General features: G+C 49.0%; 11 protein-coding genes and 3 pseudogenes. 6 read left to right on the top strand and 8 right to left on the bottom strand.

Annotation, left to right across the window (positions count from 1 at the left end):
- Positions 1-10: 10 nt before the first annotated feature.
- Genes CW267_RS14995 through CW267_RS14985 form a run of 3 tightly spaced genes read right to left on the bottom strand, consistent with a single transcriptional unit; the run spans position 11 to position 2,281 of the window.
- Complete coding sequence (locus CW267_RS14995; protein WP_206053250.1) at positions 11-739, bottom strand: amino acid ABC transporter ATP-binding protein; 729 nt, start codon at positions 737-739, stop codon at positions 11-13.
- Between the two features lies 1 nt (position 740).
- On the bottom strand, positions 741-1,424 hold the full coding sequence (locus CW267_RS14990; protein ID WP_206053248.1) for an amino acid ABC transporter permease: 684 nt from the start codon (positions 1,422-1,424) through the stop codon (positions 741-743).
- Positions 1,425-1,456: 32 nt separating this feature from the next.
- Positions 1,457-2,281 carry a transporter substrate-binding domain-containing protein gene (locus tag CW267_RS14985; RefSeq protein ID WP_100781734.1) on the bottom strand — a complete coding sequence of 275 codons (825 nt, stop codon included), beginning with the start codon at positions 2,279-2,281 and terminating at the stop codon, positions 1,457-1,459.
- A gap of 259 nt (positions 2,282-2,540) precedes the next feature.
- Here CW267_RS14985 and CW267_RS14980 point away from each other — a divergent pair.
- Positions 2,541-3,649, top strand: a protein-coding gene (locus CW267_RS14980) for an IS3 family transposase (RefSeq protein WP_413773653.1) whose coding sequence is annotated in 2 segments (ribosomal slippage) — positions 2,541-2,796 and positions 2,796-3,649 — 1,110 coding nt in all. Because the reading frame shifts where the segments join, the coding sequence is not laid out codon by codon here.
- Between the two features lie 175 nt (positions 3,650-3,824).
- On the opposite strand, the gene CW267_RS14975 is transcribed toward CW267_RS14980, so the two are convergent.
- Genes CW267_RS14975 through CW267_RS14965 form a run of 3 tightly spaced genes read right to left on the bottom strand, consistent with a single transcriptional unit; the run spans position 3,825 to position 6,789 of the window.
- On the bottom strand, positions 3,825-4,751 hold the full coding sequence (locus CW267_RS14975; protein ID WP_100781733.1) for a dihydrodipicolinate synthase family protein: 927 nt from the start codon (positions 4,749-4,751) through the stop codon (positions 3,825-3,827).
- An 11-nt stretch (positions 4,752-4,762) separates the two neighbouring features.
- Positions 4,763-6,130 (bottom strand): dihydroorotase, encoded by a 1,368-nt coding sequence (locus tag CW267_RS14970; protein ID WP_100781732.1) that lies wholly within the window; start codon positions 6,128-6,130, stop codon positions 4,763-4,765.
- Positions 6,127-6,789 (bottom strand): aspartate/glutamate racemase family protein, encoded by a 663-nt coding sequence (locus tag CW267_RS14965; RefSeq protein WP_100781731.1) that lies wholly within the window; start codon positions 6,787-6,789, stop codon positions 6,127-6,129. The genes CW267_RS14970 and CW267_RS14965 overlap by 4 nt, the downstream gene beginning before the upstream one ends.
- Positions 6,790-6,988: 199 nt before the next feature.
- On the opposite strand from CW267_RS14965, the gene CW267_RS14960 reads away from it, so the two are divergent.
- Positions 6,989-7,684: a GntR family transcriptional regulator gene (locus tag CW267_RS14960; RefSeq protein ID WP_100781730.1), complete on the top strand. Its 696-nt coding sequence runs from the start codon at positions 6,989-6,991 to the stop codon at positions 7,682-7,684.
- Between the two features lie 46 nt (positions 7,685-7,730).
- Here CW267_RS14960 and CW267_RS14955 read toward each other — a convergent pair whose 3' ends face one another.
- Together CW267_RS14955 and CW267_RS14950 are read right to left on the bottom strand one after the other, a co-directional pair.
- Entirely contained in the window at positions 7,731-8,324 is a 594-nt protein-coding gene (locus CW267_RS14955) for a TetR/AcrR family transcriptional regulator (RefSeq protein WP_100781729.1), read from the bottom strand.
- Positions 8,325-8,458: 134 nt separating this feature from the next.
- The gene (locus CW267_RS14950; protein WP_264755083.1) at positions 8,459-8,620 is read right to left on the bottom strand and encodes an FAD-binding oxidoreductase; all 162 of its coding nucleotides are present in this window, start codon (positions 8,618-8,620) and stop codon (positions 8,459-8,461) included.
- Between the two features lie 91 nt (positions 8,621-8,711).
- Between CW267_RS14950 and CW267_RS31330 the strand changes: the two are divergent.
- The 4 genes and pseudogenes from CW267_RS31330 to CW267_RS14930 all read left to right on the top strand — a co-directional run.
- A pseudogene (locus tag CW267_RS31330) lies at positions 8,712-9,445 on the top strand (IS5 family transposase); the annotation flags it as partial.
- Positions 9,444-9,632, top strand: a pseudogene (locus tag CW267_RS14940) (TerD family protein); the annotation flags it as partial. The pseudogenes CW267_RS31330 and CW267_RS14940, both read left to right, overlap by 2 nt.
- A pseudogene (locus tag CW267_RS14935) lies at positions 9,633-9,809 on the top strand (tellurium resistance protein TerY); the annotation flags it as partial. It abuts the pseudogene before it with no gap.
- A gap of 302 nt (positions 9,810-10,111) precedes the next feature.
- Positions 10,112-11,965, top strand: a complete 1,854-nt coding sequence (locus CW267_RS14930; protein ID WP_100781640.1) for a GTPase — start codon at positions 10,112-10,114, stop codon at positions 11,963-11,965.
- The last annotated feature ends 71 nt before the right edge of the window (positions 11,966-12,036 follow it).

Below are 12,036 nucleotides of genomic sequence, written 5' to 3'. Positions count from 1 at the left end.
CGCATTGACTTCAGTGATCAAGAACAGCGCGCAAGAAGTTACGGGTTCGCTCTTCTTTCGGAGTGTCAAAAATTTCGTTGGGAGCTCCCATTTCTACAATTCGACCGCCATCCATAAATATGACTCTATCCGCTACCTGCCTGGCGAAGCCCATTTCATGAGTGACAATGATCATTGTGACCCCAGTCTGGGCAAGCGTGCGCATTACTTCCAACACTTCCCCCACCATCTCAGGGTCTAGCGCTGAAGTTGGCTCATCAAATAGCATTACCTTCGGCTCCATCGCCAAGGCTCGCGCAATTGCGACTCGCTGTTGTTGCCCCCCGGACAGTTGCTCAGGGTACTTTAACGCATGCGCATGCAACCCTACGCGCTCCAAAAGCGACAAAGCAGATTCTTCAGCCTTAACAGCTGACAAACCTCGCACCCGCATCGGTGCGATCATAATGTTCTTCAAGACACTTAGATGTGGAAATAAATTGAACCCTTGAAACACCATCCCTACTTCAGCGCGTACTTTAGAGAGATTTTTACCGGCTTTAACCTGGATTCCTTCTACTTGAATAGTACTTTCCGGAGAGAAGGCTTCTAGCTGATTGATGCAACGGATAAGCGTGGACTTACCAGACCCGGAAGGCCCGATGACGCAAATAACTTCGCCTTCACTCACCTCAAGATCGATACCATGCAAGACATGTACGTCACCGTAGGCTTTTCTAAGATTTTTTATTGAAATGATATTATTCACGCCCCCGCGCTCCAATTTTGTATCGCTTCTCCAAACGCGCCACGATGGTAACCATCGGCAGCAGTAATGCTATGTATATGACTGCAGCGCCAATCAGTGGAGTAGGATTAGCCATTAACGCCTGAGCCTGTGTCGCTTGTTTGAGAAGGTCAGGCATGGCCACGACCGAAGCAAGCGATGTATCTTTCATTACATTGATGCAGTTGTTGGTCAGTGCCGGAACAACAATTTTCACAGCTTGCGGCAAAATAATCTCGCCCATCATATGACGATATGACAGCCCCAATGCTGCAGAAGCTTCAAACTGCCCACGAGGAATTGCTTCGATGCCAGCACGGAAAATTTCCGCGGTATAAGCTGTAGAAACCAAAGTAAACGCTGTGATAGCAGACATGAAGGGAGATAGCCGTACACCCACGAATGGTAGCGCATAATAAATAACGATCATCAACACAAGCAGTGGAATCGACCGGAATATATCAATGTACATTCGCGCAAAAAATTTCGTCAGCGGATTACCGTATAGACGCATCAAAGCGACCAACAACCCCCCCACTAGGCCAGCAACAATCCCTACAACACCAAGCTTTAAGGTCGTCCACAAACCCGGCAGCAAAAGCGGCAGGGACTGATGAAGAACTGATACATTGAAGAAATTTGTTATGATGTCCATCATTAAGCACCGACTTCTTTGAGCAATCTGGAACGTTATTGAGCGCTAGACAACTGGCCAACCATCGGCATTGCTTCGACTTTAGATGTTGAACTACTTTCAGCAGGCAACGTGCCGAACCAGGTCTGGTGCAACTTAGCAATATAGCCTTCTTGCTTCAACACGGTGATGACGTCATTGACTTCCTTGGCTAAAGGCGCATCTTTGGCAAACATCATGGAATACTTTTCGCCAGTAGGGATACGATCCACGACTTTAAACTGGGGCTTATCCTTTACATAGTATTGTAGCGCTGGAATGTCAGCGACATAGCCATCGATTCTACCAGCAGCAAGATCAAGCATAGCCAGCTGCAGACCTTCATAACGGCGGATGTCAGCAATTTTATACGTCGTTTGATTGGCCGTAGCCCAAACATCACCAGTTGTACCCGTATCAACACCTACAGCCTTGCCATTCAAATCATTTACAGTCTTAATTTGACTGGTAGCCAAGACGGACAATGACTGATCGCTATCAAAGTATGGCTGTGCGAAGCTCACTGAAGCGAGCCTTTTCTCAGTAATGGTAATGCCTGAAATAGCAATATCAATTCGTTTTGATTGAACCGCCGAGAACAATCCATTGAACGGGATATTCACAACTTCAAGATTACGATTTAGGCGCTTGGCAACCTCACGCACTAGGTCAACTTCAAAACCAACAATCTCACCAGTTGCATTTTGAAATTCAAATGGGACGTAACCAACGTTAGCCCCCACTACCAAGTCTGCCGCATAGGCCGCAGGGGAAGACAATTGAGTAACAACTGCAAGGGTTACACAAACTGCCTTGATCTTACTAATAAGATATTTGTTCATCTATTACTCCCGCGCTCTATGTTGTTCTTAGCCTTCACCCAAGGCTGGTGAAGGTAGATGTTGTGAATGAAGTTTGTGATGTATTACGTAGTATATCTTATTAAACTGCAGAACAACGCCTTTCGTCAAGATGGATGGCGATGAAAATTTATTGATTTTCAAATGATCTCAAAGCCCACTTGACCCTGACCCAAAATCCTGCGCCATTCAGAAACAGAATGCCGGCATGATCTACACTCCCTGAACGGAGGTGGTGCCGATGAAAAAATCACGATTCACCGAAGAGCAGATTGTTTTTGCCCTGAAGCAGGCTGAACTGGGGACGTCCGTGCCGGAGGTCTGCCGTAAGCTGGGTATTTCTGATGCCACGTTCTATACGTGGCGCAAGAAATACGGTGGTATTTCGCCCTCTGAGTTGAAGCACATGCGCCAGCTGGAAGAGGAAAACCTGCGGCTGAAGAAACTGGTGGCCGATCTGAGCCTCGACAAGGCGATGCTGCAGGACGTACTGGCAAAAAAGACCTGACGCTGGCACGGCTGCGCGAATGGGTCCGGGACCTGCAGGTGCGTTACGGGGCCAGCGAAAGGCAGGTCTGTTTTGCGCTGCGGGTCAGTCGCAGCTCGTTTCGCTATCGCTCCGTGGCGGCCGATGACAGTGCGCTGCACCTGCGTATCCGTGAGATTACGGAAACCCGCGTGCATTACGGATACCGGCGGGTTCATATCCTGCTCAGGCGGGAGGGCTGGCAGGATAACCATAAACGCATTTACCGTCTTTACCGTGAACAGGGACTGTCCCTGCGTCTCAAAAGACCGCATCGCAACAAATCAGCACTACGCCGCCAGCCACAGCCTCAGGGGCTGTATCCGAACCATGTCTGGGGCATGGATTTTGTCTCTGATGCGCTGTTTGACGGCCGCCGGTTGCGTCTGTTGACGGTGATTGATCTGTACACCCGCGAATGTCTGGGGATCTGCGTGGGCCAGAATCTGCGCTCAACGGAGGTCGCTGAGATGCTGAACACCATTGCGCTCAGACGTCCCTTACCACAGTTGCTGAAAACCGATAACGGCTCTGAATTTGCAGGAAAAATGCTGGATAAATGGGTGTATGAACGGAGGATCCGTATTGATTTTTCCCGGCCGGGAACACCAACGGACAATGCCACAGTGGAGTCATTCAATGGCAGGTTACGCCAGGAGTGCCTGAACGAGAACTGGTTCATGTCTCTGGAGGATGCACGGTGCAAAATCGAGGCCTGGCGCATACACTATAATCAGAGGCGTCCCCATTCTGCACTGGGCTGGATGACGCCATCCGAATTCGCTGAGAAGTCTGCCGGTTGCCAGAATATGCAGCCAACATGAAGCCGGTTATTCCTGATTATGGCTGGATCATATTCGGGGTCATGGTTATATGAAGACATTACTAACATCGCGGTGTATTAATCAACGGGGAGCAGGTCAACTGATATACAACGCCTATGAGAAACACTTAAAAATACAGTGCCCGCCCCTTATAAGTGCAGGCACTGCATGGTTACTAGCGGAGCAGCGACAAATTTTTCTCCTGCCTTTCCAAAAGACGGTCTACTTCGCGCTTCGCAGTATCACTCAAGGTTAAGCCTGGGCGGCGCTGGGATGAGGACGCTATTGCACCCCGTTTTTGTAGCACATACTTTCTGACTGCCAACCCCAAACCAGGCTGTTGTTCATAACGCATCAGCGGGAGATACGCATCAAATACGTCATGGGCTTCGGAGAATTTGCCCTCCTCACTGAGACGTACAACATTAACCATCATTTCTGGGAAGGCAAAGCCAGTCATCGCACCGTCTGCGCCACGCTGCATCTCTTCAGGTAGGAAAATACCCGCATTTCCGCACAGGATTGAGATTCGCCGGCGACCTTGTGCCTCCGCGAGTCGAAGATCGGTAACCTTCTGCAGGCCAGGCCAGTCTTCGTGCTTCAACATTACTATGCTCGGGTGCGCCTCGAAGATCGCATTGAGTGTTTTCGAAGAAATCTGAACGCTTGTTGCAAGCGGGAAATCTTGCAACACCACCGGAACATCAGGCCCAAGGGTTTCAACCACATTTCGGTAGTAATTAGTGACCTGCTCATCGGTCCGCAGGATGGATGGAGGAGCCACCATGACACCCGCAGCGCCAAGGTCCATAACTATTTTAGATAGCTCTCCAAGAGCAGCGAGACCTGGAGCAGAAACACCGACCACTACGGGCTTTTGACCGGAACGGCGCAGCACACGACGCGTCACTTCAACCGACTCAGCCTGTGTCAGTTTCGGCGCTTCGCCCATCATTCCGAGGATGGTCAGACCATCAGCACCTTTCTCGTAATAGAAGTCGACAACACGATCGAGACTTTCAAAATCAATCGCACCATTATCCTCGAACGGCGTTACGCCAATAACATAGACACCTTTAGAGTTCGCGTTGATCAGAGCCACTTTTTATCTCCTTATTGAAACCAACGGTTTTTGCTGCGTTTGACATAATCACCAGAGCCCGGCGAATTCAGAACCTCTTTACCGTCCCACGCCAACTTGCCGCGAAGATAAGTTCGCTCAACAGTAATGCTGAATTCTCGCCCATCGAATGGACTCCAGCAAAGTTCATCATGTGCTTTTTTCGAATCCCAAACCTGAGACTGATCAGAAATGACCGCGAAGTCAGCATCCGAACCTACACGAATAGTCCCCTTTTGTGGCCACAAACCGAAAAACTTGGCTGGGCGCTCGCACAGTTGCTCGACCGTCATACGGGGCGCATCGTAACCCCGACTTTGAGCTCCTGTATAAAAGGATGGGAGCAAAGTCTCAAGACCAGGAACTCCGGCACCCGCATCAAAAATAGATTCCGTGAATTTGTTGTTGATTGGCCAACTTGAATGGTCCGAGCTCACGAACGCGACACGCCCCGCGGCTACTTCTTTCCACAGAGGCTCAATTTGGGCTGGGCGGATAGGTGGATTGACCTTCATCTTCGCGCCCAACTCCTCTCCGTGGGTCAAGGGGTCGAACCATAGATAATGGACGCAGAGCTCTCCCGTCGCCCGATATCCGTCTTTTACATAGTGATCAACCAGCTTGTAGCCACGCTCAGTAGTGAGGTGCACAATATGCGCATGTGCACCAAGTGAAGCGCCAAGCTCCAGGAATTGGGCTGTTGCAGCTAGCTCCGCAGCCGGGGGACGGCTTTCTGAGTGCACTGTCAATCCATTTCGCCCTTCTGATTTCGCTTTGGCGATTAGTGCGCGTACGATTTCCTGATCTTCGTTATGCACTCCCAATGGCACATCAGTATCTGCCAGTGCTCCAAAAATCGAGTAGATCTGATCAGTAGTAATCCTAGGGAAGCGCGTAGGACTGCTTTCGAATGTAGATATCTTGAACGCTGCGATACCGTGATCAATCAAAGGAGCGATATCTTCCATCGTCTGCCCTGGAAGCACGGTTCCGTAAAGGGCAACATCTGAATATGCGTGCTCTTGAATTGCCGTAACCTTCTCGTTCAAACGCTCCAAGTTATTCAGCGGATGGGGGTTGTCGTAAGGCATGTCTACAATTGTTGTCACCCCGCCCGCAATTGCAGACCGTGTGGTTGACCTGATCCCTGGAAGACCACCAGCACTACAAGCATGAGTCTGCCCATCAACAACACCTGGAATGATAAGTTGGCCAGTCGATACTGAATAAACCTCTTGCGCATCAGGAACAGCGCCTTCACCAATAGCGGCGATTTTTCCATCTTTTACCGCAATCCAACATTTATCGACCGGCCCATCTGAAAGCACCGCAGGCCCCACCAATACCAGATCGTATTTCATGCTCTACTCCCGTGATAACCGAGATCCAAAGTGAGAGTGGCCAGCGATACCCCAGCTTGCACTGGGTCGATTACTGGCACGCCTAGTTTTTCTTGTAACGCTTTTCGGTAATTACCAAGCCCTGCACAGCCAAGCACTATCACCTCGGCATCATCACACTCGATCAATAGCTCAGCGGTTTTGCTAACGACCTCCACAACGTCCTCAGCTAACAACTGCACAACAGTTTTGTTGATTGACCTATCACCCGCGAGACGCCCTACAATTTCCAATTGCTGTAAATAACGCAGGTGGCGGTCGATTGATGATTGACCTAGAGAAATGACACCGAATTTTTTACCTAGGGACAACGCTGTGAGATATGACGATTCAGCGATCCCAAACACTGGCACTTGAACAGCATTGCGCACCTGTGCGATGCCAGGGTCAGAGAAGCAAGCAATTACGATCGCATCCGCATCTGACGAGTTAGCCGCAGCAACGATGTTGGGGATCACAGCTGCCACATGCTCATCCGTTTCAATACCGGGCGGCGACTCAGCGAGCTCAATGCAACGGATCTGATGACTTGAGGCAGAACGCAGCCCCACAAGCGCAGCCTCCATTCGCTTCGTCACTGCTTCGGAACTGTTGGGATTGATGACGAGAATCTTTGGCACAGAGCTCTCCCATGGAGTGAAATCACATGCGCACGCAGCGGAACACCTGTGCTACATTTCGTGATATACCACAGCGTATATCTGTACATTCCTCGAGTCAAACACTATATTTTGCCACCATGAGCTGCTTACTCAGCTTCATCCGCCGCCGTCCTTAGCGCCCTAACCAGCGGCTGCATCTACATCTAGGAGTTTTCACATGCAAATTTTCACCGGAGAGGCCGTCAAGCGGCGCGCCAGCTCCCTTACTCAACAAGCGTACGAACTGCTACGGGAAAGGATCATTACTGGGGACCTGCCCCCAGGCCGAGATGTGTCCGAACCCGAGCTCGCTGAACAACTACAAATGAGCAAGACGCCGGTAAGGGAAGCGCTGAGTCGCCTGTGCATCGAAGGTTTCATGGAGGCGTTCCCTCGCCGCGGCTACAGGGTGACACCGGTGACTGTGAAGGACGTGAATGATCTGTTCGCTGTCCGCGCGGTCCTGGAAGGGATGGCTGCCAGCGCCGCTGCTGTCAACTTGACCGAGTCCGAGCTTGACGAACTGGAAAGGCTCGCCAAAGCGAGTTACGTCATTGGCGAAGACAGAAGTACAAAAGCTTTCGTGGCTAGCAACGAAAAATTTCATACAGCCATAGCTCAGGGAGCAAGAAACCCCCGATTATTGGCACTGGTAAAGAGCCATATTGAAGAGTCTGATCGGCTGTTTTATCTTGGCACACGAAGCAGAGACATAAATCCTGAAACGAATAGCGATCATTCGCGGATTGTCGACGCCCTTCGCAAGAGAGATCCTGAGTTGGCACGCCAGACCATGATTTCTCACATCGAGAATACTCGCCAAGGATTATTGAGCACTCTGCTTTCTGCAAGCGAAGCCAGTGTTTCCATTTAGTTGATCTCTCTATAAGCGCATCGCTTCCTCTCAGTGCTTTCACGCTTTATTTGAGAAGAAGGCGATGCGTTAGCTCAGTAGCTACTCTGACCAGCCGAGCTTCACTCGTGATTCCTGTACGTGGCACCTCCGCAACCCGACTACACAGCCCCAAAATACAATGACTAGATATCTCTAGGCTCTCGACCTGGAATAGATTAGCTTGCACACCTCGATAAATAATTTTCTTCAGCTCATTACTGAATAACGCATTCTGATCTTCAGCCTGGACAAGCTGCCCCACCTTGAAATGACTCGCCCCTAATCGGATCAATTGCTCGTCCGCTGGAAAGCTAATGCTATAACGCACGCTAAATTCTACAAACCGCGCGACAGCTTCCCGCGGATCGTCAGTTTCTCGTTTAGCATTCATCCATGCGAATAATTTTTTGTCATGGACGAACTCTATAACAGCCTCAAGAACATCCTCCTTCCCACGATAATGGTGGTACAAACTACCCGCATGCAGACCCACTTGAGCGGCAAGTTTACGCATGGACATTGAAGAGTAACCATGCGCCACAATAAGCTCATACGCAGCCTCCAAAATCCGCTGCCCCATAAGCTCATGCGGCTCAGTAGCAGGCCTGAACTCTTCCACTCCTTCTCCTCATAACTAACAAAAAAGACAAAGCGCGGCATTAATACAAACCTTGAGCACTTAGCAAGCAAACATGCATCACAAAATCTGAGCCGCGCAGCCCATTGAAAAAACTAAACTTATGAAATCCCAGATCAAATGAGCTTTCCGGAATTAAACAACTGATTTGGATCAAGCGCCTGCTTGATAGCAAGCATCAAATCCATCTCCACAACGGACTTGTAGTGCCTCAGCTCTTCTCGATGCAATTGGCCAACGCCGAGCTCAGCACTAATACTACCACTGTAATTCATCACAAGGTCATGCACCACCCTGTTTAACTCACTAGGCTGTGTCCCTTAATTGCCTGGGCTATAGTAACTGTCTGTTTCCACAACATATTGAACTATGGCTCGCTACGACCTACCCGATGAGGCATGGGCTCTCATCCAGCCCTTATTACCTGCTGAACCAGCAACACCACGGGCCGGACGTCCATGGGCAGAACATCGTATGATAATCAACGGTATGTTCTGGGTGCTGTGTTCAGGCGCACCATGGCGCGATTTGCCTGAGCGATATGGTCCATGGAAGACCGTTTACAACCGGTTTAACCGGTGGTCAAAGTCGGGAGTGATTAATATTATCTTCAATAATTTACTTTCATATCTTGATGCGCATGGCCTCGTGGACTGGTCGGCTACTGCACTGGATGGCAGTAATATCCGTGCACTCAGATGTGCAGCCGGGGCTCAAAAAAACATCCCGATATCGCCGGAGATAATGGGCTGGGTCGCTCTCGCGGCGGTTTTGGCACCAAAATCCACGGAAGCGGTCTGCCGTTAAATATCGTACTGAGTCCCGTTCAGGCTCACGGAAGCCAGTTTGCACAACGTCTTCTGGACGGCATTATTGTTCAGCGTCAGAACGGGAGCATGAAGCGCCGTGGTCATGCCATACTGGCTGACAAAGCCTACTCCGGACATGCGCTACGTAACGAACTGAAAAGAAAAGGTATAAAAACCGTCATCCCTCGCAAATCAAATGAGAAAATGGCGTCAGATGGCCGTTCACAGCTCGATCGTGATGCTTACCGTAATCGCAATGTTGTTGAACGTTGCTTTGGTCGCCTGAAAGAATATCCGGGCCGTGGATGGAAGAAATGTCGAAATGGCCCGGTTTGACCTTTCAGGAGGCGCTTCCTTTAATGGTCAGAGATCGATGGTCTTTGCTGAACTCGTTCGTGAACCAACCGGCTGGAAACTGAATGCGATCGGTGAGCCGTCAACCACAGATTCCTTTGTCAGCCATCTGAGGAATTATATCTAAATGCGCAGACTACCTGTTTATCTCCTTATCGACACTTCGGGCTCGATGCGTGGCGAATCAATACATTCAGTGAATGTCGGTGTTCAGGCGATGCTGAGTGCCCTGCGACAGGACCCCTACGCTCTGGAAAGTGTCCATATCTCTATCATTACCTTTGACAATGAAGCCCGGGAATACACGGGTTGATGTCTCTACCCGACCGCAGAGTGATAGCCATTGGTGATAAGCTCCGTCTGGATGACAACGCTCAGTTTATTCTTTCTGCTGAGGAAGGCGGGCGATTGGTGGTGGTTCAGCTTTTGGATAATTAGATACGGTTTCTCTGTTTAATCCTGACCATTGATATCATAACGTCAATATGAGCCCACCTTTAGGTGGGCCATAAATATCGCAGCCGAAACGGAATAATTGCGGCTATAAGGTTTTACTTCAGTGACGAATAAACCTGATGACTCATTCTAAAATGTAAAGAGCATATTGTGACTTTAGAACTTAAACACCCTCGTGAGATCTATCAGATTATCTCTGAAGAGCTGGACAAAATCATACATTCATTACAGAGCCAAAGCGGTGATAAAGATTTCGATGACACCCAGGCCGACGCGCTCAAACAATTAGATCTGCATCAGGCAAAGTTACGTGCTCAGCTAGTCCGGTTGGAAAAGAATGCCGAGTGGAATACGTTTACTGTCGCTTTTTACGGGGAAACCGGGGCAGGGAAATCCAGCATCATTGAAACGCTGCGTATTCTGCTTCGCGAGCCCGGAAAAATGAATGACCAACTTGCTTTCCGGGCATTTCAGGAAAAGTACAGTTTAAGCGAGAGTAGTTTTCAGAAACTGGCACAAGATACGGAACAAGCAGAGAAGAAACTTACCGGGATCATTAAGCAAATCGCAGGCGTTAGACAGGTTTTTGATCAACAGCATCTGGCCGACCTGAAGCATATTGAGTCTCTGCAAAGTCAGGTCAATGAACATAAACGTACGGCTTCGCTGTGGCAGAAGCTACTCTTCTGGTTTCGAAAGTTGCCACAGGAAATCGAACTCGACACGGTCAGACAACATTTGCAGGATACCGTTGCCTCACATGAATGCGCTATCCGCAAGTTACTCAACGTTCAGGAGGAGGCCCGGCAGAAAAAAAATGAGTTGATTCAGAAGAATCTGGAGTCTAAAAGCCACCTGCCGGAATTGGGTGCAATGGCCGACGGTGCCATCATCGGTGATGGTAGCTCTGACTTCACTCGACAAACTCAGCGTTATAACGTGGAGCTTGATGGTTATAAGTTCGCTTTGCTGGACGTCCCCGGTATTGAAGGTAAAGAAGGGTTAGTGCTTAAAGAGATCGAAGATGCAGTTCAAACGGCTCATGCGGTGTTCTATGTCACCAACCAGCCTGCTCCGCCGCAAACAGGTGATGATCAACGTCAGGGCACACTGGAAAAGATCAAAACACATCTCAAAGATCAAACCGAAGTGTGGACGATTTTCAACAAGAAAATTATCAATCCGATGGCAATCATGAAACAGCCACTGATTAAAGATGATGAAGAAAATAGCCTAGCTGAGCTCGATAAAAAAATGCATGAACAGTTAGGTACAAACTATCGTTGCGTGTTTCCCCTCAGCGTTCTGCCAGCTTTTTTAGCCTCTACGGATCATTTTGCTCCCGATTCACAAAATGCTAAACGACGCAAAAAATTTCTTGATAGCTTTAATGCCGATGAACTTTTGGAAATATCTCACATGCGGTCCTTTATCCGGATGCTCAGTGAAAAGTTACTGGGTAACAGTGCCGACAGAATTAAAGCCGCCAACTTCAGCCAGGCCAAAGGCAGGATTGATGAAAGCAATGCCAAAGTACGGCATATTCACGAGATCTTCTCTACTGTGGCCGAACAACTGGAACTGGACAGTGACAATTCCTGCAAACAGCTGCGTCAAAGTTTCAGTTTGTTCCGGCACCGGCTGGAAGCCCTCAGTGCCAAATTGGTTGATGAACTGGTCATCTCCGTACGCGCTTCTGTCTACTCACTAATTAATCGAGATATCAGCAGCGATGAATTCAAAAGTAACCTGAGAAGTTGCATTACACAGCAGCAGGATGCATTCAGCGAAAAGTTAAGAAAAGGCATTCAGGAGGACGTTGAAATATTCCAGCAAGATTCCAAAAATTTACTCAAACGGTTTGAACAATACAGTCAGGAATTGTTCAACACCTATGGCAAACTCGGTGCTACAAAGTTCAATTTAGACTTTGATATCAATGTCAAAATGGATAACGGTGTTATCAGCGAGAACAAGCATTCCAGAAAGCCATCGCAGGTATGATTGAGAACTTTGAAAAGCAGCGTGAGAATTTGAAAAAACTGATTGAAAACACTCAGTTCAAGGGTAAGCGT

This window comes from Klebsiella sp. X1-16S-Nf21, from assembly GCF_002837615.1.
GTDB lineage: Bacteria > Pseudomonadota > Gammaproteobacteria > Enterobacterales > Enterobacteriaceae > Klebsiella > Klebsiella variicola.
This window is presented reverse-complemented; position numbering and strand designations above follow the sequence as displayed.